Annotated in this window: 18 protein-coding genes and 3 pseudogenes; 14 read left to right on the forward strand and 7 right to left on the reverse strand. The window is 46.5% G+C overall.

Annotation, left to right across the window (positions count from 1 at the left end):
• Positions 1 to 45 precede the first annotated feature (45 nt).
• The 7 genes from hmpA (at position 46) to ACVX3G_RS11750 (ending at position 7,520) form a co-directional block, all read left to right on the forward strand.
• Positions 46 to 1,281 (forward strand): NO-inducible flavohemoprotein, encoded by a 1,236-nt coding sequence (gene hmpA, locus ACVX3G_RS11720; protein WP_020279469.1) that lies wholly within the window; start codon positions 46 to 48, stop codon positions 1,279 to 1,281.
• 223 nt (positions 1,282 to 1,504) lie between these two features.
• Complete coding sequence (gene purU / locus ACVX3G_RS11725; RefSeq protein ID WP_014195843.1) at positions 1,505 to 2,407, forward strand: formyltetrahydrofolate deformylase; 903 nt, start codon at positions 1,505 to 1,507, stop codon at positions 2,405 to 2,407.
• A 109-nt stretch (positions 2,408 to 2,516) separates the two neighbouring features.
• On the forward strand, positions 2,517 to 2,891 hold the full coding sequence (locus ACVX3G_RS11730; protein WP_011231227.1) for a replication termination protein: 375 nt from the start codon (positions 2,517 to 2,519) through the stop codon (positions 2,889 to 2,891).
• Between the two features lie 159 nt (positions 2,892 to 3,050).
• Entirely contained in the window at positions 3,051 to 3,893 is an 843-nt protein-coding gene (locus ACVX3G_RS11735) for an ATP-binding protein (RefSeq protein ID WP_369792898.1), read from the forward strand.
• A gap of 10 nt (positions 3,894 to 3,903) precedes the next feature.
• The gene (locus ACVX3G_RS11740) at positions 3,904 to 5,808 is read left to right on the forward strand and encodes a nitric oxide reductase activation protein NorD (protein ID WP_020279470.1); all 1,905 of its coding nucleotides are present in this window, start codon (positions 3,904 to 3,906) and stop codon (positions 5,806 to 5,808) included.
• A gap of 17 nt (positions 5,809 to 5,825) precedes the next feature.
• Positions 5,826 to 7,067, forward strand: a complete 1,242-nt coding sequence (locus ACVX3G_RS11745) for a DHH family phosphoesterase (RefSeq protein ID WP_020279471.1) — start codon at positions 5,826 to 5,828, stop codon at positions 7,065 to 7,067.
• A gap of 258 nt (positions 7,068 to 7,325) precedes the next feature.
• A complete protein-coding gene (locus ACVX3G_RS11750; RefSeq protein ID WP_021321620.1) occupies positions 7,326 to 7,520 on the forward strand; it encodes a hypothetical protein in 195 nt (64 codons plus the stop codon).
• 255 nt (positions 7,521 to 7,775) lie between these two features.
• Here the strand turns inward: ACVX3G_RS11750 and ACVX3G_RS11755 are convergent, their stop codons facing one another.
• Positions 7,776 to 8,615: an LAGLIDADG family homing endonuclease gene (locus tag ACVX3G_RS11755; RefSeq protein WP_317889445.1), complete on the reverse strand. Its 840-nt coding sequence runs from the start codon at positions 8,613 to 8,615 to the stop codon at positions 7,776 to 7,778.
• Between the two features lie 533 nt (positions 8,616 to 9,148).
• On the opposite strand from ACVX3G_RS11755, the gene ACVX3G_RS11760 reads away from it, so the two are divergent.
• Positions 9,149 to 10,285, forward strand: a complete 1,137-nt coding sequence (locus tag ACVX3G_RS11760; protein ID WP_020959521.1) for an IS110 family RNA-guided transposase — start codon at positions 9,149 to 9,151, stop codon at positions 10,283 to 10,285.
• A gap of 510 nt (positions 10,286 to 10,795) precedes the next feature.
• On the opposite strand, the gene istB is transcribed toward ACVX3G_RS11760, so the two are convergent.
• On the reverse strand, positions 10,796 to 11,551 hold the full coding sequence (istB, locus tag ACVX3G_RS11765) for an IS21-like element IS5376 family helper ATPase IstB (RefSeq protein WP_014195837.1): 756 nt from the start codon (positions 11,549 to 11,551) through the stop codon (positions 10,796 to 10,798).
• Positions 11,548 to 12,750, reverse strand: coding sequence for an IS21-like element IS5376 family transposase (istA, locus tag ACVX3G_RS11770; protein ID WP_014195836.1), 1,203 nt, complete (start codon positions 12,748 to 12,750; stop codon positions 11,548 to 11,550). Before istA ends, istB begins: the two co-directional genes overlap by 4 nt.
• A 270-nt stretch (positions 12,751 to 13,020) precedes the next feature.
• On the opposite strand from istA, the gene ACVX3G_RS11775 reads away from it, so the two are divergent.
• From ACVX3G_RS11775 to ACVX3G_RS11785, 3 genes and pseudogenes are all read left to right on the forward strand, one after another.
• Positions 13,021 to 13,584, forward strand: a complete 564-nt coding sequence (locus ACVX3G_RS11775) for a DUF6431 domain-containing protein (protein ID WP_011229674.1) — start codon at positions 13,021 to 13,023, stop codon at positions 13,582 to 13,584.
• A 142-nt stretch (positions 13,585 to 13,726) separates the two neighbouring features.
• Positions 13,727 to 14,978: pseudogene (locus ACVX3G_RS11780) on the forward strand (IS481 family transposase).
• Positions 14,971 to 15,771 carry an ExeA family protein gene (locus tag ACVX3G_RS11785; protein ID WP_033845196.1) on the forward strand — a complete coding sequence of 267 codons (801 nt, stop codon included), beginning with the start codon at positions 14,971 to 14,973 and terminating at the stop codon, positions 15,769 to 15,771. Before ACVX3G_RS11780 ends, ACVX3G_RS11785 begins: the two are co-directional and overlap by 8 nt.
• Positions 15,772 to 16,161: 390 nt before the next feature.
• On the opposite strand, the gene ACVX3G_RS11790 is transcribed toward ACVX3G_RS11785, so the two are convergent.
• A complete protein-coding gene (locus ACVX3G_RS11790; protein WP_020959521.1) occupies positions 16,162 to 17,298 on the reverse strand; it encodes an IS110 family RNA-guided transposase in 1,137 nt (378 codons plus the stop codon).
• Positions 17,299 to 17,746: 448 nt separating this feature from the next.
• Here ACVX3G_RS11790 and ACVX3G_RS11795 point away from each other — a divergent pair, with 448 nt between their 5' ends.
• Complete coding sequence (locus ACVX3G_RS11795; protein WP_011229811.1) at positions 17,747 to 18,934, forward strand: IS701 family transposase; 1,188 nt, start codon at positions 17,747 to 17,749, stop codon at positions 18,932 to 18,934.
• Positions 18,935 to 19,468: 534 nt separating this feature from the next.
• The gene (locus ACVX3G_RS11800) at positions 19,469 to 19,897 is read left to right on the forward strand and encodes a DUF3888 domain-containing protein (RefSeq protein WP_011230515.1); all 429 of its coding nucleotides are present in this window, start codon (positions 19,469 to 19,471) and stop codon (positions 19,895 to 19,897) included.
• Between the two features lie 175 nt (positions 19,898 to 20,072).
• Here the strand turns inward: ACVX3G_RS11800 and ACVX3G_RS11805 are convergent.
• The 3 genes and pseudogenes from ACVX3G_RS11805 to ACVX3G_RS11815 all read right to left on the reverse strand — a co-directional run.
• Positions 20,073 to 20,486, reverse strand: a pseudogene (locus ACVX3G_RS11805) (IS1634 family transposase); the annotation flags it as partial.
• Between the two features lie 267 nt (positions 20,487 to 20,753).
• Positions 20,754 to 21,200, reverse strand: a complete 447-nt coding sequence (locus tag ACVX3G_RS11810) for an RlpA-like double-psi beta-barrel domain-containing protein (protein WP_011230514.1) — start codon at positions 21,198 to 21,200, stop codon at positions 20,754 to 20,756.
• Positions 21,201 to 21,258: 58 nt separating this feature from the next.
• Positions 21,259 to 21,834, reverse strand: a complete 576-nt coding sequence (locus ACVX3G_RS11815) for a hypothetical protein (RefSeq protein WP_025039373.1) — start codon at positions 21,832 to 21,834, stop codon at positions 21,259 to 21,261.
• A gap of 720 nt (positions 21,835 to 22,554) precedes the next feature.
• On the opposite strand from ACVX3G_RS11815, the pseudogene ACVX3G_RS11820 reads away from it, so the two are divergent.
• Positions 22,555 to 23,691: pseudogene (locus ACVX3G_RS11820) on the forward strand (IS4 family transposase).
• Positions 23,692 to 23,928: the final 237 nt, after the last annotated feature.

The raw sequence follows: 23,928 nt of genomic DNA on the forward strand, positions 1-23,928 counted from the left end.
ATAAAAGATGTATTAAAAATACATGTTTTACAAGGGGATGAAATCATGACAACGACAACGAAATTGCATCCAAAAACGATTGAAATTGTGAAATCAACGGTGCCTGTCTTGGAAACACATGGCGAACAAATTACGAAGCGGTTTTATGAACTCATGTTTTCCAATCATCCGGAACTGCTCCATATTTTCAACCACGCCAACCAAAAGCAAGGGCGGCAGCAACGCGCCTTGGCCGCAGCCGTGTATGCGGCAGCGCGCTATATCGACCAGCTTGATGCTATTTTGCCGGTTGTGCGGCAAATCGGCCATAAACACCGCAGCTTAGGAATCAAACCAGAACAATACCCGATCGTCGGAAAGCATTTGTTGCTGGCGATCAAAGACGTGCTCGGCGACGCCGCCACCGACGAAGTGATCACGGCTTGGACGGAAGCATATGAAGCCATTGCGTCCGTTTTCATTCAAGTGGAAAAAGAGCTCTACGATGAGGCAGCGGCCAAACACGGAGGCTGGCGTGACTTTCGCCGATTTGTCGTCGTGAAAAAGGTGAAAGAAAGCGGCGTCATTACTTCGTTTTATTTGGAGCCGGAAGACGGCAAGGCCATCAGTGATTATTTGCCGGGTCAATACGTGAGCGTCAAACTGTCGATTCCGGGCGAGACGTATACGCATATTCGCCAATACAGCTTATCGGATGCACCTGGAAAAGGGTATTACCGCATCAGCGTCAAACGGGAAGCAGCTACAGCGGACAAGCCGGCCGGCATTGTTTCCAACTATTTGCATGATCATGTCCAAGAGGGCGACGTGCTCGAGCTTAGCGCTCCAGCCGGCGATTTTACGCTTGATTTGTCCAAAACGACGCCGGTTGTGTTCATCAGCGGCGGCGTCGGCATCACTCCGCTTTTGAGCATGGCGCATACGTTGGCCATCCGCCAACCGACCCGCCCAGCGGCGTTTTTGCATGCTGCTTTGAATGGCCGCGTGCACGCGTTTGATAAGGAGCTTCGGATGTTGGCGGAACGCCCGTCATTTTCTTACCGTATTTGTTACGAGTCGCCATCCGACGAGGATCGCCGCCATCCACATTTTGGCAAAGAAGGGCGGATCGACCTCGCATGGATGCAATCCGTGATCCCGACGAAAGACGCAGACTTTTATTTCTGCGGCCCGATGCCGTTTATGAAAACCGTCTATCGTGCCCTAAAACAATGGAGTGTGCCAGAGGAGCACATCCATTACGAATTTTTCGGCCCGGCCGGCGATTTGACGAAAGACTGAGAGAGGTTTTTCGCTTGCCAGGGGGATGACCCAAAAGGGTCATTTTTCTTAACAAAACACAACATATTGTTTCTTAATGATTGTTTTATACCTATATACGGTAATAAGAAAGGGTGTCCCGATCCTTTTGGGACACCCTCTTTTGTTATCTTCCCTGTTGGCAAGTTCATGAATTTTTTGTATGATGAATTGCAAGAAAAGCAAGAAAAGGGAGAGACAACGCATGACGACATTTCGCCAACATCGCTGGCAATCATTTTTGCAAGGTTACGAGCAGCGCGCTCGAATCCTTATCTCCTGCCCAGATCGCCCGGGCATCGTCGCGGCAGTGACGTCGTTTCTGTACGAACAAGGGGCGAATATCGTTGAATCGAGCCAATATTCGACCGATCCTGAGGGAGGGACGTTTTTTCTCCGCTTGGAGTTCGACTGTCCAAACATCGCCGAGCGAAAAGAAGAGATCGAAGCGGCGTTTGCCCCGATCGCTGCTGAATTTGAGATGCGTTGGCAGCTTCGGCTGCACAACGACATTCGGCGAATCGCGATTTTTGTCTCCAAAGCCGAGCATTGTCTGCTTGAACTTCTTTGGCAATGGCAGGCGGGAGAGCTGATCGCCGACATCGCCCTTGTCATCAGCAACCACCCCGACTTGCGCGAGACGGTCGAGTCATTTGGCATCCCTTATGTGCATATTCCGGTGACGAAAGAAACGAAAGCGGACGCCGAAGCCGAACAAATCCGTCTGCTTCGCGACTATCAGATCGACACCATCGTGCTTGCCCGCTACATGCAAATTTTGTCGCCGGCGTTTGTCGCTGAATTCCCGGGACGGATCATCAACATCCACCACTCATTTTTGCCCGCCTTTATTGGCGCGCGTCCGTATGAGCGGGCGTATGAGCGCGGCGTCAAATTGATCGGCGCCACATCGCACTACGTCACCGACGATTTGGATGAAGGGCCGATCATTGAGCAGGACGTCGCCCGCGTGGACCACCGCCACCATCCGGACGACTTAAAGCGGATCGGCCGACTGATCGAAAAAACGGTGCTCGCCCGGGCGCTTCGGTGGCATTTGGAAGACCGGGTCATCATCCACGGAAACAAAACGATCGTGTTTTATTGAACCCAAGCGGGAGAGGATTTTTCCTTTCCCGCATGGTATAATGAAGACAAGCAGGATTTGGCCGCCCAAAGAGCGAAATTTCATCCGTAGGGAAGGAGGGAAAAAGCCTATGGGAGAAAAACGGACGCCCAGCGGTTTTCTGTTAAAACAACGTGCGTTTTTAAAATTGTATTTGATTACGCTCACCGAACAGGAGCGGCTCTACGGGCTGAAGCTGCTTGATGTATTGCGCCAAGAGTTCAAGCCGTTCGGCTACCGGCCGAACCACTCCGAAGTGTATAAGGCGCTGCACGATTTGATCGAAGACGGCATTTTAAAACAAGTGAAACAGAAAAAAGAGGGAATGAAGTACCAAGAAGTCGTTTACTATCGGTTCGCCGAGGGCGGACAGGAAAAGGCGAAGCTGTACAAACGCCAGCTCAAAGCGGAGCTTGATCGGTGCGCGGCGCTCATTCGCAAGGCGATTGAGGACAACTTCGGTTGAGAGCGCCTCGTTTTTTCTTTGTTATATTTACATAATATATTTATGGTCTAGTTCTTTTGTTTTGCGTCCCGCCGGGCGATCTAGTAGAATGAGAGGGGAAGATCGCCACAGAGAGGAAGTCAGAAGATGGGAACATGGCCGTTGACGGTCACGAAAGAAATGGAAAAGCGAAAAGAACTGTTCCGCCGCGATCCGGATCGCGCGTTGATTGGAGCGGGCGGGTACAAGGCGGCAGATGAGGCGATCGTGCACGATGCCGCCATTGCGCTCGCGCTTGGGAAAAACGTGCTCTTAAAAGGCCCGACCGGATCGGGAAAAACGCGGCTTGCTGAAACGTTGTCCGCTTTGTTTGGTCAACCGATGCACAGCATCAACTGTTCCGTGGACTTAGACGCCGAAGCATTGCTCGGTTTTAAGACGATCGTGCACAAAAACAGCCAGGCGGTGATCGAGTACGTGCCCGGACCAGTCATCCAGGCGATGACAAAAGGGCATTTGCTATATATTGACGAAATTAATATGGCGAAACCAGAGACGCTGCCGATTTTAAACAGCGTCCTTGACTACCGGCGGCGGCTCACGAATCCGCTCACCGGCGATCTCGTGCAGGCGAAACCGACATTTGGCGTCATCGCCGCGATCAATGAAGGCTATATTGGCACCGTACCGCTCAATGAGGCGCTCAAAAACCGGTTTGTCGTCATCAATGTGCCGTATGTACAAGGAGAAACATTAAAATCGGTATTGTTGGCGCAAACTACATTAACGGATGAAACGTTGATCGATCGTTTCGTCGCCCTGTCGGCTGATCTGCTTGTGCAGGTGCGAAACGGACAAATCGCCGAGGAAGCGGCTTCGGTGCGCGCTTTGTTGGATGCGTGCGATTTGGCGGCGTACATGCCGCCATTGCGGGCCATTGAACGAAGCATCGTCGATAAGCTCGACGATGAACGGGAACGGGCCGCAGTGCGCAACATCGCTGAAACGTGGTTTGACGAATAGGAGGCTCGGCATGGAGCGGTTTATGATGTTCAATGACCGAACGGTCGACTCGAGTTTGGTCATGCAGCTTTCTGACCTCGCCCAAACGCTCATGCGCCGCCGCGACGTTGCCATCCAGTTCGCCGCCCATTCCGGCGTGCATTGTGTCAAGCCGGTCGTTTACGTCAGCCATTTTTGGGATGGGTATCCACCATTGGAGCGGGAAACGGCAATGAAAAGCGACGTCGGCTTGCGCATCATCGGCACGTATCGGCACACCGACCGATTGGCGGTTCGCGCCTTCCGACATGCGGTGGAATCCCGACCGCTCTCCAAGCTTTCCAAACAGCTGTTTACATTCGCTGAAGATCTTCGCTTGGAAGCCGTCTGTGAGCGGGAACGTCCCGGGATGAAGCGATGGTTCCGCACGCGCCGCCGCTTGTACCGCCGCTACTTCACTCAGCAATGGCAAGCGAATCGAACGCGCGGCGCTTGGGCTGATCAGTTTTTGGCGGGGATGTATTTGCGGCTCACGGCCGATTCGCCGCTTGATGATGCGCCGCTGGCTCCGATGGCGGATGAAGCGGTGCAGGCGCGCCTTGAAACGTTATGGCCGCAATTTTTTGATGCTTCCTCGACAGCCGAGGTGGCGGACTGGGCGTTCGCCGTTGTGGAACTGATGAAGGACGTGCTGCCTCATGATATGGTCAATGCCTATACATCGCTGCCAATCGTTGAGGATGATGCGGACGAGAAAACGATGACGCTTCAAGATCTCAAACGGACCAACCCATTGGAAAACCGCGATGCCCTTCAAGAGGCCGATGGAGAGGCCAAGCGGCAAGTGCTGCCAACGTGGCATCGGGAAACGAGCCGGGCGGGTGGAAGCTTTCTCCGCTTTGAGCTCGAACGAGGCAGCCGCACCGAGATCATCAGCGATAAGGCGAGGCCGGGTGAAGACGGTGATCAGGCGCTGGCCGTCGTGAAAGGAACGTCTCGGCCGACGGCGCGAAACGAGTATGGCCTGGAAGCGCAAGCATCCTTCAGCGAACAGCCGCCGGCTGGAAACAGTGCGCCGTATGGCGAGGCCAACCGCCAAGCCGATCTTGTGCTTCTTCCTTCGTCGCCAAACCTCGCGCATCTTGAGCAATACCGCGCCAAACAGGCGGCGGTGGCGCCGTACCGAAAACGGCTTGTGCGCATCATGGAACAATGGCTTGAACACAAGCGCTCCGCTTGGCGCATGAACTTGCCCGTCGGTCGGCTGCGCAAACAATTGGTGTCGTTTTTCACTGATGAGCGGCCGCGCTTGTTTTACAAAAAAGGCGAGCCGACGCGGCGGTTTGATGCAGTCTTCGGCCTGCTTGTCGATTGCTCGGCTTCGATGCATGACAAAATGGAAGAGACGAAAACCGGGCTCGTTCTTTGCCATGAGGTGCTGAAAACGTTGCGCGTGCCGCACCAAATTGTCGGATTTTGGGAAGATGCGAACGAAGCAGCCGCTTCGCGTCAGCCGAACTATTTGCAGATGGCGGTCTCATTCCATCGCTCGCTTGAGCCGTCGAGCGGCCCGGCGATCCTGCAGCTCGAGCCGCATGAAGATAATCGCGATGGATTGGCGATTCGCTGGATGACCGAACAGCTCCTCAAGCGCCCGGAAGCACAAAAAGTGCTGCTCGTCTTCTCTGACGGCGAACCCGCCGCGTACGGATATGAACAAAACGGCATCATCGATACGCACGAAGCAGTCGCCGAAGCGCGCCGCCGCGGCATTGAGGTCGTCAATCTCTTTTTAGGCCACGGGGCCGACGATGAGTCAACGCGGCGGACGATTGAAAACATCTATGGTCGCTTCCGCGTCTTTGTTCCGCATGTGAGCGAGTTGCCGGATCGGCTGTTGCCGCTCTTGAAAACGTGGTTGCAAAAAAGTTTGTGACAAAAAGGTGGGACCCCATGATCAAATTATTCACTGACAGCGATCTAGACGGCATCGGTTGCGGATTGCTCGCGAAGCTGGCGTTTGCCGAGGTGAACATTTCGTTTTGTTCCTATCGCAATTTGGATGAACGGGTCGTCCAATTCTTGCAAAGCGACGAGGCCAACGGCGCCATGTTGTTTATCACCGACTTGGCCGTCGGCAAGGAAGTGGAACAGCAACTCGCCGAACGGGCGGCGCGCGGCGGCCATGTGCAAGTGATCGACCACCACGTGACGGCGCTTCATTTCAATGACTACCCGTGGGGACAGGTGGTGCCGGTGAGGGATGATGGCAAAAAGACGTGCGCCACCTCGCTCTTTTACGACTATCTCGTCCGCGAGGGAAAACTCGCACCTAATGAAACGCTAGATGGGTTCGTCGAGCTCGTCCGCCAATACGACACGTGGGAATGGGAAGAGAATGGGAATTTGCAAGCGAAGCGGCTGAATGATTTGTTGACGATTTTCGGGCTTGACGGCTTTTGGGAGACGATGAGCGAGCGGCTCGCCTCCAGAGAACCGTTCTCCTTGACCGAGACGGAAGAGCTGCTTCTCGATATGGAAGAGAAGAAAATTCAGCGTTACATTCGGCAAAAGCAAAAACAGCTTGTTCAGCGCTGGCTTGGTGACTATTGCATCGGCGTCGTCTTTGCCGAGCGCCATTTGTCGGAATTGGGCAATGCGTTATCCAAGCGTTATCCTCATCTTGACTTGATCGCTTTAGTCAACATGGGGACGAAACATATTGGCTTTCGCACCATTCATGATGACGTCAACGTCGCTGAGTTTGCCCTGCAATTCGGTGGCGGCGGCCATCCCAAGGCGTCCGGCTGTTTGATCGATGATACAACATTTCCGCTGTTTGTCGTCGAGACGTTCCCGCTTCTGCCGGTATACGGTGATGCGGAACAAAACCAATTGAACAAAAAAGACGAGGCCGAAGGAGTGTTTTGGACAAATCACCATGGCCAATGGTGGCTGAGTCGTAAAACCGCTCAAGGTTGGAACGTGTATGCCGATGGGGGAGAGACCCATACGTTCCCAGAGGAAATCGCCGGCGAACGCTGGCTGAAGCGGCAGTTTGCCGCTGGCCTTGCCCATGATGCAGCCGTGCTCGACTTTTTAAGCGTTCGGCTCGGACGAGACAAAGATGCCATTCAAGCCGACTATAAAGCGGCCGTCAAACAATACAAGCAACAAACCGGCATTGAATCATGATGCCGGTTTTCTTTTTCTAAGAAACTGAACTGTGCTAAATCGGATTGCGGCGCTAACCGGCAAGGTCATCACAACCCGCAAGGTCCAACAGCCACATATGCGCAAAAAGAAAAAGGTGTTCCGATCTCTTTTAGGAAGGATTGGGACACCTTTATTTGTTGCGGAAACGCCGAAGAGAAAATGTTAACATAATTGTAACAGTTTTTGTGTTTAGGAAAAACAGTCTTTGATTATAATAATAATAGGGAGGTGAAGACGGTGAAACAGTATGTCTTTTCCTTCTACACAGTCCAAGGGAAAACGATTGTGTGGGAAGAGGCCATTTCGGCATCTGGGATGATGGAAGCCTTTTCAAAAGCCCAACGGCTTCTGGTGAAACATAAGCAAGAAAAAGGCGTGCCAGTTCGCGTTCGGTATAAAGGCGTCCGCTATCGTCAAACGGATATTGCCTAAACGAAAGGAGAAAGGATGAGATCATGCGGTCCCTGCAGCTGCCGACGCGCAGTGGGTAACGTGCAGCTTCTTGAATGAGAATCAAGAGGCTGCGCGTTTTTATTTTATTTTAGGTGGGCGTGTCGATGGGCGTTTTTTGTTTTGTCTCACTATTATGAGACTACTTGTTATCGAAACAGACTCTTTCGTAACTTCTTATAATTTATATTATGTCTACTAAAATGTAAAAAATATATGAGTGGCGTTTGATTACCACTACTCTTTCTTTATTTGATAAAATTCTTCGCTAAATTGTTTGTCTTGTTTCAACCATCTAAAATAAGTTCCTAATGTAATTCCAACTGTTTCACATGCTTGATGAACGCAATAGCTTTTTCGATATTCATCGATAAAAGCTTTTTTTCTTGCTGCAACAGCTTGTTTTGTTCTTTTTAATTTCGCATTTTGCAATGTTTCTGCATCCATATTTTTATCTGGGAACGCTTCAAATTTGCGTTTTAAATATAATCCTTTATCGTGATAAATCCAGTCATAAAATTCCTTAATCGTTTTTCTGCCGCTCATATATAAACGAATATGTTTTTCTTTTTTGGTTAAGTACACGTCAAATCCTCGCGCTTTTAGATGATGTTCTAATACCGTCATGAAATCGAGAGAACCGCCAACAAAACTGACTAAATAGCCACGAGAATAAATATTTCCATCACCGTCAAAATAGCCTCTTATAAAATGATTTAAATACACTTCTGGAACATACGGAAATTTTATATCCAGTGATTTATTTGGTGTGACACCATGTATCTCCATTAGATCGTTTTTCATAACTTTGCTATTGAGATATAACATATAAACACCAGTTTGCTTATTTTGATAAAGTGGTTGATTAGACCCTAATTCGTCTCTGATTTGTTCTAAAATATATTTTTCTTTTTGCGCGAATCCGATCGTTTGAAAATCATTGGAGATAAAACCGTCCGCTATAAAAAAACCTAAGATATAAGCCATATTTTTAGACCAAGTCTTGAAATAATCTTCATTTAACTTATACTTATAACTTATACTTACGCTTCCAACTACCAAACGGCCTTTTTTCAATATTATGATCAGACAAAATCATTCTTATATATCTTGGGGACACATTGGAAAGCTTTGCAATTTCGGTGGTACTAGCACCTTCAAGATAAAGTTTTATAATTTCGTCTATTTCCAACGTTCGTTTTATATTTTTTCTTGTCATCTTTAAAACCCCTTCCATAATTTATTTAAAATATATTATAAGAACAAACGTTCTTATTGTCTATATAAATTAAAATATTCGTAATAATCCCTTCCCCACTTTAATTAATGAATGGAAATAAATCACAAAAAACATCCATGAGTAAATTTTACTCCCCACCCAGGCATGAAAATCCATCTCTCCTTCCATAATGGAGGATGAACGCAAACAGTTTGGAAAGACGTGCTTTTTAATGGTGGTTCGACCCTGTACAAAAAACTGTTTGAGTCCATTTGGTGTTCCACCCATTGTAAGCCCTTTTCATTTGGAAAAGGTGACTACGAACAGAAAAATGCCTAACGAACAAGTGGACTCACTGTTTGCGAATTCATCAATGGAAGGAGTCCGGATCATGGATGTGCTTTATCATCGTTGCGCAGGTTTAGATGTTCATGCCAAAACGATTGTCGTTTGTGCGCTTTGGGGAGAAGAAGACCACATTCAAAAGGAGATCGAAACGTTTTCGACGTTTACCAAAGACTTGTTTCGCCTCCTGAAATGGCTCGAGGATCGAGAAATCACTCATCTAGCGATGGAGAGTACGGGGGTTTACTGGAAACCGGTCTTTAACATTTTAGAGGACTACTTTGACATTACCTTGGCCAACGCTCAGCGAATCAAGAATGTCCCAGGGAGAAAAACGGATGTATCCGATGCGGAATGGATCGCTAAATTATTGCGTTATGGACTGATTGAAAAGAGTTTTGTGCCACCCGCGCCAATTCGAGAATTGCGGGACTTGACCCGTTTACGCAAAAAGTGGGTGGGTCAATTGATTGCGGAAAAAAACCGAATTCATAAAGTATTGGAGTGTTCCAATATCAAGCTGGGTACGGTGATTTCCGACATCTTCGGAGTATCGGGCCGAAAACTCTTGACCCGTTTAATGGAACAGGGGTACATCGAAGAAGCCGATATCGACGCTTGCCTTCACGGAAGAATGAAAGGGAAAAAGCAACAAATTCAGGAATCGCTCTTTGGGACATTAACCGAACATGAGTTGTTCATGATTCGCCAATCGTGGAAGCACATCGAGTATTTGGAAAGCTTGATTCAGGAGATGGACCAACGCATCGACCATCTCTTACAACCGTATCAACAGGAAGTGGATCTTCTGATGACGATTCCTGGAGTGAAAAAGGAAACCGCCGCCGTCATCATCGCCGAAATCGGAGTGGATATGGGACAGTTCCCGACACCGCAGCGCCTCGCTTCTTGGGCTGGGGTGGCCCCGGGAAATCACGAAAGCGCTGGAAAACGCAAAAGTACACGAACGGTAAAGGGTAATCCTCATATTAAATCCGCGTTATGCGAGGCGGCATGGGCGTTATCCCGATGCAGGAATCAACCGTTGGCGGCGAAATTTTGGTCATTGGCGGCTCGCCGGGGAAAGAAAAAAGCACTCGTTGCGATCGCGCACCGAATGCTTGTCACCATTTACTGCATGCTTTCCCGAAAAGAACCGTTTTGGGGACCACAAGTAAGTTAGTATAGCCAAAATGAATACAGAATATACGAGATGCCTAAAAATAAGGCACCTCTGCTTTCCTGTTGTCTTTTTTGGCCATTTGTAGTGTATCCAAACTGATCACAGGATATACAGAGTTGACCGGGTTTTATGGATTTTCACAGAAAAAAAGAGACAGTAAAGTGTAAGTACTGTCTCATCACGCCGCTTTATTCCTTATGCTCCAGGCTGCTTTTCACAATTACTGATAAATTGAGTGGAGGCATCGTCCTGTATGAAACAAGAGCAGATTCCGCAATCCTTCTTTCATAATTCTTAATCTCAACAAAAACAATTGATTTATCTAACAACACGATGCGTATTTATGGGAAAGGAAAAAAAGAGCGCTTACTCCTCCCTTCATCCCATGGTTGTCCCTTTAACGAAAAGCTATATGGAAAGTTTAGAGGAATATCAGCTCCACCCTTCCCAACTGTCAAGGCCGATTATTTTTTCCCCAAAATCGCCGGTTTAAAATTCCCCAGAAGGACCTCATTGATCCTTCTGTTTTTCTTGTTGGAGCCTTTTTTCCCGCAATCGATAGCTTTCCCCCTTTAGGTTGAAAATAATAGAATGATGCAGTAATCGATCTAACATCGCTGTCGCAAGAACCGAATCTCCCACGATTTCTCCCCATTCCCCAAAGCTTTTGTTGGAAGTGAGGATAATCGGGGCATGTTCATACCGACGGGCGATGACCTGAAATAAGTAATGAGCGCTGTTCGGGTCCAATTTTAAGTACCCCATTTCATCAATAATGAGAATGGTTGGCTTCACAAACATGCGAAGCTTTTTTTCCAGCTTTCCTTCCTGGTCGGCTTTTCTTAACTGAGTGACCAAATCATGGGCGGTAATAAAATACGTTTTATACCCTCTTGCGATCGCCTCCATTCCAATCGAAATAGCCAGATGCGTCTTTCCAATCCCCGGCGGACCGAGAAAAAGAATATTCTCCTTTCGATCAATAAACGATAAGGTAAGCAGCTCTCGAATCCGACGCTCATCCACGGAAGGAAGTGCGTTAAAATCAAACGTATCGATCGTCTTGCGATATGGCAGTTTGGACAGCTTGATGAGCGTTTGGATCGATCGTTCCTGTTTTTCGACGATTTCTGCCTCTAATAAGCGGAATAAAAACTCCGAATATGGTATATTATGAGTAGCTGCGTATTCTGCCATGGCGGACCATCGTTCCGCCATGACAGGCAAATGGAGTCGGTGGCAATACTCGTGTATTCGTTCTTTCATGAGCTTTCCCCTCGCAGGAATGCGTCATAAACGGACAATGGACGAGTATCCACTTCCACCGAAACAGGCGAAATGGTGGCGGCCATTTCCGTCTGTTTCTTTTTTATTTTTTCGGCGAATGAAATCACTTTTTTCTGTTGGTCCACGTGAGAAATCTCCTCCCCTCGAAAGTACAATCGAATATCTCCATTTAATCGCTCCTTCACCAGAATTTCTTTGCCCGCATACTCCGACGATAAGAGCCATTGTTCCCCTTTGTAAGAGAAACTGCCATCCCAATGCACCTTCCGATAGGAAAGATAGCTCGTATCGTAATCTTTCAACGGAAGAGGCTTGAGTGACTCCTCGGCCCAACGCTCTTGCGGAGAAATACCGGTAGTGGCGTTTGGCTTCCGATTCGCCACTTGATCGAGCCAACGATGGAGAAGGAAATTTAATTCCTCGATGCTTTCAAACGCTGTCCCCACATAGAAGTGATCCATGATATACTGAATGGCTCGTTCGACTTTTCCCTTTGTCTGGGCCCGGTAAGGCCGGCATACTTTTGGAATAAATCCATAGTAACTCGCAAATTCGGAAAATCGTTGATTCCATTTCACCACTCCTTGTTCTCGCCCGTCTGTAACGGTCTTCATATTGTCAAATAACACCTTCTTCGGAACCCCGCCAAAGTACTTGAAGCTCTGAATCAGGCATTCCATTAAGTGTTCCTGATCCTGGCTGGTCGTAAATACCGCGTATTTCATCCGCGAATAGCCTAACGTGGCCACAAATAGCGATAACTTGACTTTTTTCCCTTCGATCACGACCTCCCCAACTTCTTTCCAATCGACTTGCATTTGTTCGCCAGGAAGCGTTTCATAACGAACGGTGTATTTCTTTTTCGCCGTCTCTCGGAAAGGTTTCATATAGTCTTTTAAAATCGTCTTTCCTCCCGTATAGCCCTGTTGTCGAATTTCAAAAAACAACTTTTCGCTATTAAACACCCCATCTTCTAACATTCGTTTTTGAAGATACGGCTTAAATGGATCTAACTTGCTTTTTCTTTGTTTTCGCTTGGATTTGGAAGGAGGATTGGGGGAGTGAATATATTTTCGGACGGTTTTCCGATCGATCCCCAATTCCCTCGCAATATCGGAAATACTCATTCCCCTTTCATACATCTCTTTGATCATAAAAAATTCCCCTCTCGTAATCATGAACCATAGCTCCTCTCGTTGACACTATGGTTCTATTGTAAGTGGGGAATTTTATTCCGGCTATATTGGGGATTTTATCATCGGCTTTAACAATAAAAAGGAGTTCAATTCGCATATGTGTAAATTATCACTTTATTTCCGCACAAAAAAGACTCTTTTTTGCACATTCCTTCGGAATATCCCTCTCCCCCTTTCCGAAAGAATGTGCTAAATTTTTTGTGAATTATTTCGGAATGGGACATGGGTGATTTCCAGAGGGGGGACGAGGACGTGATTCGGTTTCATGACTTTCAGGTCGATGTCCAGACATATGCCCAGCGGGGAAAACAAAACGACTTTCCCCTTCTTAAGCGGTGCCCTCATTGCCAGGCAAAACGCCCTCTTTATCGCCATGGGTACTACGAACGAAATGCCGTGACGTCGCATCAGTCTTATCGCATTTGGATCGCTCGGTATCGCTGCCCGGAGTGCAGGAGGACGGTGGCCGTGTTGCCTTCATTTCTTCTCCCTTATTTTCAGTATACGTTGCCCACCATATGGAGAGTGGTGAAAGAACGGTTGGGCCTGACTCCGAAACGGGGGATGGAGGAGGCTCCACTCCTTCCTACGGATGAAGGGGTTTTATTTTATGTCCGACGTTTATTCCGAAATTTGAACCACCTTCATTGGTTTTTTGCGGAGCGCTGGAGAAAAATTGGTCCTGCCATCGCCCAAGCGAGAGAACGAGCCCTATGGTGGATCCAGACGATGGAGGAGATCGGCCTCTTTTTCGTCATCCAAGAGATATGGGAGCACCGATCGACGCATCTTTTTGCACGTACATTCAGTTCCTGATTTTACTTATATCCCCTTATATGGAATCATTTATAGATTCCACAAACCTTTCCTCTCGACGGTCGGGGGAATGATCCGATAGGATAGAGACAGGATGGACCGATAAGGTCCTAGAATGGGATGAACGAAGGAGGAGATCGAAATGAATGAGTCGATGAGACAGGAGATCGCTTTATTTCGGTATGGATTGATCGCTCCATTGGTGAATGGACAAGTCGATCCAAAAACGTACTTGAAGGAAGTAGCGGAACGGATCCATCAAGTTCCCCACCATGGAGAGAAACGCATCGCCGCCAAAACGATCCTCGACTGGTGCACGCAGTACAAAAAAGGGGGCTTTGAGGCGCTGAAGCCGAAACGACGGTCGGACCGTGGCCATTCCCGGAGGCTGTCACCTGAAGAAGAGGATCACATTTTAGCCCTGAGAAAAAAACACCCCCACATGCCCGTGACGGTGTTTTACCAACACCTTATCGAGCAGGGGGAAATCCAATCCATCTCTTATTTCACTATATACCGACTTTTAAAAAAATACAACCTCGTGGGGAAAGAAATTTTACCGATTCCTGAACGAAAACGATTCGCGTACGATCAGGTCAATGAGCTCTGGCAAGGTGATTTGTCCCATGGCCCGTTGATTCGCGTGAATGGCAAAACGCAAAAAACGTTTTTGATTGCCTATATCGATGACTGCTCTCGGGTCGTGCCGTACGCTCAGTTTTTCTCTTCCGAGAAATTTGACGGGTTGCGGATCGTAACCAAGGAAGCGCTGCTTCGATACGGAAAGCCGAAGCGAATTTACTCGGATAACGGCAAGATTTATCGGGCGGAACCCTTGCAGTACGCCTGCGCGGAGTTAGGGATCACCTTGATCCATACCCAGCCGTACGATCCGCAAAGCAAAGGGAAAATCGAACGATTTTTCCGCACCGTACAGACGCGGTTTTACCCGTTGCTCGAAATGAATTCACCGAAGTCGCTCGAAGAGCTAAACGAGCGATTTTGGAAGTGGTTGGAGGAAGATTACCATCGAAAACCGCATGCCTCGTTGAACGGGAAGACGCCACATGAAGTGTTTCAATCGCAAGTCCATTTGGTGTCGTTCGTCGGTCGAGGATTCGGATTGGCTCGACTCGATCTTTTTGAAACGCGAATACCGTAAAGTGAAGGCCGATGGTACGATCACGTTGAACAAGCAGCTGTATGAAGTTCCGTCCCGGTTCATCGGACAATCGATCGAACTCCGTTATGATGAACAAGGCGTGTATGTGTACGAAGACGGCCAACGGGTCGCCGAAGCGGTCCTTGTTCGCTTCGAGGACAATGCCTATGTGAAACGCCATCGGTCACCGTTTGCGACGGTTCCGGTAGAGGGAGGCGAAAACGATGTATAAAACGTTTTATTCCCTTTCCCGGGAGCCGTTTTCGAAGGAGACGAATCCACCAGAGGCTTATCAAGGGGCCTCGTATCAAGAGGCCCTCGCCGCTTTGGACTACGTGAAACGAACAAGAGGGATCGGGTTATTGATTGGTGAACCAGGGTCCGGCAAGACATTCGCCCTTCGGGCGTTTAAGGAATCCATGAATCCGTCACTGTATCACGTCGTTTATTTTCCATTGTCAACGGGAAGCGTGATGGACTTTTATCGCGGCCTTGCCTTCGGGCTCGGGGAAGAGCCGAAGTACCGCAAGGTCGACTTGTTTTATCAAATCCAACAAGGGATCGAGCGCTTGTATCATGAACAACGGGTAACGTCAGTGTTCATCCTTGATGAAATGCATTTAGCGAAGGATGCCTTTCTGCAGGATATCGCGATCCTGTTCAACTTTCACATGGACTCAACGAATCCGTTTGTCTTGATTTTGGCGGGGCTGCCCCATTTACAGGAAAAACTACGGTTGAATCAACACCGTCCGCTTCACCAACGAATCATCATGCGATACCAGATGGGGCCCCTTGATAAGGAAGAAGTGGTGGGATATATCGAACACCGCCTGAAACAGGCGGGGGCGAAACACCCGATTTTTACCCCAGCTGCCTTAGAAGCGATCGCCCTGCAGTCGCAGAGGTGGCTGCGGATCATCAACAACCTTGCCACCACTTGCCTGTTATACGGGGCTCAATTAAAAAAACATATGATTGACGAAGACATTGTGCGTATGGCAGCCGAAGAAATGGGGTACTGACACAACAGGGGCTGATCGGCCCCTGTTATGTTTCATCCCGATCCATCCTCATTCTAGTTAATCATCCGAAATAATGTGCAAACGTTCGGAAATAATCTGCAAAACCTGGAATAATTCGCAAAGATTTTGCACATTATTTCCGAATTCGTTCGAAATAATTTGAAAAAGGGATTCTGAAATAATGTGCTAATTTACAATAAAACCCACAATCTTACTTTGAGTACATGTATTCAAAGTGCTCTATTTTCTGTGAAAATCCATAAAACCCGGTCAACTCTGTATATCCTGTGATCAGTTTGGATACACTACAAATGGCCAAAAAAGACAACAGGAAAGCAGAGGTGCCTTATTTTTAGGCATCTCGTATATTCTGTATTCATTTTGGCTATACTAACTTACTTGTGGTCCCCAAAACGGTTCTTTTCGGGAAAGCATGCAGTAAATGGTGACAAGCATTCGGTGCGCGATCGCAACGAGTGCTTTTTTCTTTCCCCGGCGAGCCGCCAATGACCAAAATTTCGCCGCCAACGGTTGATTCCTGCATCGGGATAACGCCCATGCCGCCTCGCATAACGCGGATTTAATATGAGGATTACCCTTTACCGTTCGTGTACTTTTGCGTTTTCCAGCGCTTTCGTGATTTCCCGGGGCCACCCCAGCCCAAGAAGCGAGGCGCTGCGGTGTCGGGAACTGTCCCATATCCACTCCGATTTCGGCGATGATGACGGCGGCGGTTTCCTTTTTCACTCCAGGAATCGTCATCAGAAGATCCACTTCCTGTTGATACGGTTGTAAGAGATGGTCGATGCGTTGGTCCATCTCCTGAATCAAGCTTTCCAAATACTCGATGTGCTTCCACGATTGGCGAATCATGAACAACTCATGTTCGGTTAATGTCCCAAAGAGCGATTCCTGAATTTGTTGCTTTTTCCCTTTCATTCTTCCGTGAAGGCAAGCGTCGATATCGGCTTCTTCGATGTACCCCTGTTCCATTAAACGGGTCAAGAGTTTTCGGCCCGATACTCCGAAGATGTCGGAAATCACCGTACCCAGCTTGATATTGGAACACTCCAATACTTTATGAATTCGGTTTTTTTCCGCAATCAATTGACCCACCCACTTTTTGCGTAAACGGGTCAAGTCCCGCAATTCTCGAATTGGCGCGGGTGGCACAAAACTCTTTTCAATCAGTCCATAACGCAATAATTTAGCGATCCATTCCGCATCGGATACATCCGTTTTTCTCCCTGGGACATTCTTGATTCGCTGAGCGTTGGCCAAGGTAATGTCAAAGTAGTCCTCTAAAATGTTAAAGACCGGTTTCCAGTAAACCCCCGTACTCTCCATCGCTAGATGAGTGATTTCTCGATCCTCGAGCCATTTCAGGAGGCGAAACAAGTCTTTGGTAAACGTCGAAAACGTTTCGATCTCCTTTTGAATGTGGTCTTCTTCTCCCCAAAGCGCACAAACGACAATCGTTTTGGCATGAACATCTAAACCTGCGCAACGATGATAAAGCACATCCATGATCCGGACTCCTTCCATTGATGAATTCGCAAACAGTGAGTCCACTTGTTCGTTAGGCATTTTTCTGTTCGTAGTCACCTTTTCCAAATGAAAAGGGCTTACAATGGGTGGAACACCAAATGGACTCAAACAGTTTTTTGTACAGGGTCGAACCACCATTAAAAAGCACGTCTTTCCAAACTGTTTGCGTTCATCCTCCATTATGGAAGGAGAGATGGATTTTCATGCCTGGGTGGGGAGTAAAATTTACTCATGGATGTTTTTTAGGGGTAGTACCATCGTAGCTGACGCCACCTGCAAAGTAAATGTTGAAAATTGTTAATAACAGATCTGTAGATGAGCAAATTCACTGACATAAATTGACAACTAAACAAAAAAGGAGACATGAACCCGATTCCTTGGTTAGAATAGATGTACCACCAACTATCCACAAGGAGGTTCATGTCTCATGAATAGATTAGCACATCACCAAGGAATCCACAAGTTTTTCTTCACGCTGGGGTTGACGCTGCAGCTTTCCAAACCGGTCATCAAGCATCTCATTCATATTGTCGATGCCTTGACCACCAAGGGATTCTCGGGAACATTGACTGATATTCATTACTGGAGCTTTCATCCGAATCATCGAACGACGCTCAGTCACTTTTTCACGAAAAGCCCTTGGAACGAGGAAAGGCTGCTTGGGAAGCTTCAAGAGTGGATCCTTTCCCAGGTCGAACGACTGGCCAAACGGAAGAATCAACCCCTTTTTGTTTCGATTGATGATACGATTTGCCAAAAAACAAAGCCTTCGTCACGGGCTGCGCACGCCATTCAAGGGTGCGACTGGCACTACTCGCATAAAGATCATCAATCGGTCTGGGGGCATTCGCTCGTTTGGCTGATGGTGCACACCTTCACGCAGGCGTTCCCATTTGCGTTCCGCCTGTATGACAAGAAAGCGGGAAAAAGCAAGATCGACCTGGCGATCGAGATGCTTTCCTCGCTCAAGGTGAAGCGGGCTCAGCCGGTGTATGTGCTCATGGATTCGTGGTATCCGTCCAAAAAGCTCATTGAAGCCTGCTTGAAACAGGGATTCCATGTCATCGCGATGCTCAAGACGAACCGGATTCTCTACCCGAAAGGCATCGCCATCCAAGCCAAGCAGTTCGCCCGCTATGTCGAGTCCAAAGACACCCGCCTCGTCACGGTGGGGCAGGAGCGTTATCGCGTGTATCGCTATGAGGGGGCCATCCATGGCCTCGATGACGCGGTGGTGCTGCTGGCTTGGAAGGCGGATCAGCCGATGGCGCCGGAACATCTTCATTGCATCTTGAGCACCGACCGGGAACTCGGGGACGAAGACATCTTGCGTTACTACGCCCAGCGCTGGACGATCGAGTGCTTTTTCCGGCAGGCGAAAGATCAACTGAAGCTGGATGGATACCGCGTTCGCCACATTCGGGCGGTGAAACGGTATTGGGCGGTGGTGCTGTTGGCCTGTGTGTACAGCATCGCCGAATCCCGACAAAACCTCTCCACCGGGCTGGAGCTTCTTCGATCGCGGAAAGACCACAGCGTCGTCGAGTTCATTTATGACGCTGCAAAGCAAGATATTCCCATTGATGTGATCAAAAAACAGCTCCGTATCGCGTAAGGGGTACCCTGTTTGTCTCTCTAACCATGGAAATTATTGTAATGAAAAATGCTCATCTACAGAACAGATCATTAATTTCGAATAGAGTTCCGACACCTGCCGTTTGCGTTGATATCAAACCTATCGTTCGTTTTGAGTAGCGTTTGCCAACTACTTACAGAACCATATGTTTGTTCCTTAATTTGGAACATCCAACATATGATCCCAATATAGCCGAGCTCATAATATTTTCCGCCCATCTAATTACAAAGGTTGAATTATAGTAAAGACTTGAATATACTTCAGTGTATTTTTCAGACCCTACCAATGTGATTTCATGGTTTACCAAACTCCCGTAATTGAATTACAAGAGTAGAGCCCCAGAAATGCCATGTATGGTCGCCATTAGCAATAGCCACTCATCACTACCATTATAATTTGAACAAGCCCTCCGCCCATAAAATAAACCATTTTAATCGGAAATTTCATGAATTATTTTGACTTAATATCTGCAAAATATAGTTTGATCACGATAATAAAAGGAGGAATTCAAATATGAACAGGAAACTTATAGGAGTAATGTCCCTCTTTTTGATAATATTATTCGGAATGTATGGTGTCGGGACTAAAATTGTCGCCAAATCAAAAATTTATGAAACAGAGTCAACAACTGCATTAGTGGTTAATAAAAATGATTTAGAGGACCTTTCAATTTACTTCTTAACGCCTTATATAACCAAAGCAGTACAGGATTATTATGGAAAACCATCTGGAATTCAGTGGTGGAAGCCTAAAATATTAGAGATTAAAAATTTAGAACCCGGGAGTCGTTATAAATTCTTACTCAAAATTCGTGTAGAAACATTTAAAGGGGCTCACAACCCTCCTTACGGAATTGATATAATAACACTTGAAATCGATTTTGACAAAATTCGTATTATTGATTACAAGCACATCGAAGAGAAGATAAAAAAACAAACATAGGGTATTACCTCTTTTATTTTTCCTAAATAATGGGCTCACTAATCAGCGAGGAACAGCTGAGCTTATACAGCTACTTTCTCCTGCCCGAGTTCGACAGTGACTAGGCAAATAAATCGCCTCTCAGTCCTTGATGCAGAAGGGCTGAGAGGCGATTAGGTATACTTGTGGCGTGTATCTAGGAGCGAGGATGAATGTCTAGGATCTTCGGGGGAGGCTCTAGTCCTAGAGTCGCAAAGGTTTGCCCTTATTTGGAGGTCAGTTCTGTCCGCTGATAAAGGTCCCCGTATTTTGAAGAAAAATGTCCGAGTGTGAGACGCTAGCATTCCTCTCTTACTTTCGGCCACGATTCGTTGGTCCGAATCTTTACGATGCGAACCAGCAAGAGAACCAGCCAACTGAGCAGCACATGCACACGAATGTGGTCTTCCAAGCGATGATACATGGGTCGCAATTCCAATGTCGATTTCAGTGTACGAAAAGCCAGCTCGATATCCACCAGCTGCTTATATCCCAGCGCGACATCCTCGGCAGACAGTGTGTCATCGGACGTGCGGATAAGATATTTGCCATCATACTTTTCGGCTAAACGTGTGCCTATGGAATTCAGTGTTTTTTCCTAGGTTGACAACCCCAAAGTCCTTGATATAACGGGATTTCTGGACTTTTTATTTGCCTAAAATGGCCCTCAAACTGTCGAACTCGGGTCCTGGTTAGTGTAGTAAAAGCAGTTTCAAATTCATATCTCCGAGCAAACAAGAAAAAAGCAGGATGTTACCCTGCTTACTAATCCAATTCCTTGTTTCAGGAGATTTTATTTCATTGAAATGTTGAGAGCTCTGATCATTATTCGTAAATATTAATAAGTTACAGTGTAGCTAACAGTTTTTATACCGAATAGTTTGGCTTGATTTATATCACTTGAAGTATAACCGAAATAAATATCAAACCATTGTCGAGTTAAACCTCGGGAGCAAAATACATCCCCCATGTCCTCAACTGTAAAATATTGCATAGAAGTTCCAGACGGAGTTTTTAAAACTGTGGAAGTTTTAATAACTGCTCCGAAAGGAAAAATTGTTCCTGAACTCGGACTACCGCAAGTTTTAGGATGTACTGCAGCAGTTTTATATTTTTGAGGGGTTGTACCATAATAAGTTAACGAACCTGCTGGTGCAGTATACGCTGTTACATCTTGATTTAAATAAGTGTAGGAGGCTGCACTAGCATAATCAATAAAAAGTGAAGTCAATAGGATCGCTGAAAAAAGACTCGTAACAATCTTAGTTTTAAGCTTTTTAAACATGTTAAACACACCTTTCACAAGAAAATTTGTTAATTAATCATTATTTTATCAGTAAATACTAAGATGTTATCTTGGTAACGAATTTTCCAGTCCTAGCATTGAAGATAATCTTTATAAACCTACCCTTTTTATCCCTACCAACCACTTCAACAGTCGGGTCACTGTTTAACTTTCGCAAAACAAAATGGTATCCTTCGGCCCAACCTTTTCCTGGTAATAGGTTATATTCCTTTTTTGCTTTATCAACAATTTTATCGCTATCAAAATGAATCTTGTTTAAATCTACTATATTTTCATTGTTTACAGGTTCAGTCAATGCTAATTTTTCTACTATTTTTTGATTATGAATTGTATATAACATTTGATCATCTGTACCTGGTTTAGCTAGAATTACATTCCAATATCTTCTTTTCCCGTGTTCCCCTTTACTTTTACTTTCTTTTTCCCTATCGTCAACACTTAATACATAATAGATTTCTGCATCTTTACTCCACTCCTCTCTAGCTTTTTCCTTTGCAAACCTACAGGCTTCTAAAAGTGAAAATTCTTTTGAAGAGGCAGAACTGTTGGAATGGTAAGTAAACACAATTGCTAGAATAAATATTGTGAGAACACAATAAATAAGTTTCTTCATCAATTACCTCCTTTTGGATATTAAGGTTTTTATAAGGTTCATCACCAAAAGTTGTACTTGCACCTGTCATGAAAGTATGTTAGCTGTTTCTAGCCGAACCCGCAATGCAAAACGCTGGATATTTCGGTATCCGTATCCCCGACGTTTCATCAGCTTGATCTTGTAGCTCTTCACCAAAAGTTGTACTTGACTGTTTCAGATCATGTCTTGCTTACATGCATAAGGAAAATCAGTAAATCAACGATTTTCCTACATGGTGACACGAGAAAAAGCCTCGCTTGTCAAGTACACGTTGTGGTGATGAACCTTTTATAAACATAAATTCTATTAATATGGTAAAACTCCTTTGTAGAAAAACTACTTTTATTGTCGAAACTTGATAAGAATATAATGAAGTGAGTTGTAAAATCACCATTTAATTACATATGCTTTGCGGATGGTGTCAGCTACGCTGGTACTACCCCTTTTTAGAATAAAGTTCCCCATATAATTTTTGAATTTGCTTTTTCAATAATAAATTTTCCTCTTCTAAAACCTTGACCCGTCCTTTTAAGTTTTTTATCAATACCTCTTCGGACTTTAAAATTTTTTGTTTTTGAAGCTTTAAGGCACCATTTCAGGCGTGTTGATTATCCAATAAAATCCAAAGGGTATAGAAAAAAGAGCACCTTTCCTGTAGAATGTGAGTAGCGACACAAACAAACCCAGGAGGTGCTCTCTATGAACAAGCATACCACACTCCCGAATTTGATGCAAAAACTTGTTTCGGATGAAGAGATTCAACGGATTGCCGAAGCGGTTAGGTATCGTGATTCGTCTCGAACCTTTACGTTGCGCGAGTTGATTCACTTCTTCCTGCTGGCCGCCATGCATCAATGGAAAAGCTTTCGCCACGGAGCCGATGTGGGGCCTCTGTATGGATTGCCGCGATTCCATTATTCCACAGTATCCAAGAAAGCGAAAGAAGTTCCCTATGACATCATGAAACACGCTTGTTGGCGTTGATCATTTCCAAGTGCAACCGCCAAACCCGCCGTTCGCTTCGGTTTCCCAAACCGCTTCGGGTGGTGGATTCGACGACCGTCACGGTCGGGAAAAACCGCCTGCCATGGGCGCCGTATCACGGCGAACGCGCCGGAGTGAAGCTGCACGTCGCGTATTCGCCGGAATCCTCGCTGCCGGCAGACGTGGTGGAAACCATCGGACTGCGTCATGATGGCCCGGTGGGAGAACAGTTGACGAACGCTCAACAAGTGCTGGTGGAAGACCGGGCGTATGTCAAAATCGAACGCCTCGATCGATTTGTGGAGCAGCATCAGCTCTTTGTCATTCGGATGAAGGACAACATCGAACTTCATCAGAAAAAAAGCTTGAAACGCCTTTCCAGCACATCCTCATCGGTTCAAGCCGACTTCACGTGCCAGTTGGGGACGAAACAATGCCGCTCCACCAAGCGTCACCGGGTGATGATCTTTCGAGATGCGAATGGCCGCGACATTCGGGTCGTGACGAACCTCTTCCATGCGTCTGCGGAAACCATTGCCGACATGTACCAACAACGTTGGACTGTTGAGGTCTTTTTTCCGTTGGGTGAAGCAATATCTGAATGTCCCGACCTTGTTTGGCACGACGGAAAATGCGGTATACAACCAACTGTTTGCGGCGTTCATCGCGTATGTGTTGCTGCGATGGCTGTATGATCAAACCAAAAAACAGACGAACGTCTCTCTTTCCTTCATTTCGTTCGTTCGCCGTTTTTTCTCTGGGCAGCTTCCTCTCGATTGGAAATCCGGGATGGCCGCTGCTTTGTTTGAGTATGCCCAAATTTATGGAAGACGTATGTCTAATTTTGGATAATCAACACTCGTGATTTGATTTAAAAGAAATAATCTATATGCAATAACCTTAAGGGATTTGATATTTTATAAGACCAAATCAGTATACGATTTGTTTTTTTATTTTTCGCTGAAATATCAATATTTTTTGACTAAATCCTTTTTAATGATTTTGGTATTTTATGTTAAACTGAATATATAGATTACTCAGAAAGTTATCAAAGGGAAAATTAACCCACGAGGGGGGAAGTGTATGAAA

It is taken from the genome of Geobacillus sp. PLS 41 (assembly GCF_056494105.1).

Bases quoted from the DNA above. Each gene is read 5' to 3' on its own strand.
- hmpA (WP_020279469.1), top strand. From the start codon at position 46: ATGACAACGACAACGAAATTGCATCCAAAAACGATTGAAATTGTGAAA.
- purU (WP_014195843.1), top strand. From the start codon at position 1,505: ATGACGACATTTCGCCAACATCGCTGGCAATCATTTTTGCAAGGTTAC.
- ACVX3G_RS11730 (WP_011231227.1), top strand. From the start codon at position 2,517: ATGGGAGAAAAACGGACGCCCAGCGGTTTTCTGTTAAAACAACGTGCG.
- ACVX3G_RS11735 (WP_369792898.1), top strand. From the start codon at position 3,051: ATGGAAAAGCGAAAAGAACTGTTCCGCCGCGATCCGGATCGCGCGTTG.
- ACVX3G_RS11740 (WP_020279470.1), top strand. From the start codon at position 3,904: ATGGAGCGGTTTATGATGTTCAATGACCGAACGGTCGACTCGAGTTTG.
- ACVX3G_RS11745 (WP_020279471.1), top strand. From the start codon at position 5,826: ATGATCAAATTATTCACTGACAGCGATCTAGACGGCATCGGTTGCGGA.
- ACVX3G_RS11760 (WP_020959521.1), top strand. From the start codon at position 9,149: ATGGATGTGCTTTATCATCGTTGCGCAGGTTTAGATGTTCATGCCAAA.
- istB (WP_014195837.1), bottom strand. From the start codon at position 11,551: ATGAAAGAACGAATACACGAGTATTGCCACCGACTCCATTTGCCTGTC.
- istA (WP_014195836.1), bottom strand. From the start codon at position 12,750: ATGATTACGAGAGGGGAATTTTTTATGATCAAAGAGATGTATGAAAGG.
- ACVX3G_RS11785 (WP_033845196.1), top strand. From the start codon at position 14,971: ATGTATAAAACGTTTTATTCCCTTTCCCGGGAGCCGTTTTCGAAGGAG.
- ACVX3G_RS11790 (WP_020959521.1), bottom strand. From the start codon at position 17,298: ATGGATGTGCTTTATCATCGTTGCGCAGGTTTAGATGTTCATGCCAAA.
- ACVX3G_RS11795 (WP_011229811.1), top strand. From the start codon at position 17,747: ATGAATAGATTAGCACATCACCAAGGAATCCACAAGTTTTTCTTCACG.
- ACVX3G_RS11800 (WP_011230515.1), top strand. From the start codon at position 19,469: ATGAACAGGAAACTTATAGGAGTAATGTCCCTCTTTTTGATAATATTA.
- ACVX3G_RS11810 (WP_011230514.1), bottom strand. From the start codon at position 21,200: ATGTTTAAAAAGCTTAAAACTAAGATTGTTACGAGTCTTTTTTCAGCG.
- ACVX3G_RS11815 (WP_025039373.1), bottom strand. From the start codon at position 21,834: ATGAAGAAACTTATTTATTGTGTTCTCACAATATTTATTCTAGCAATT.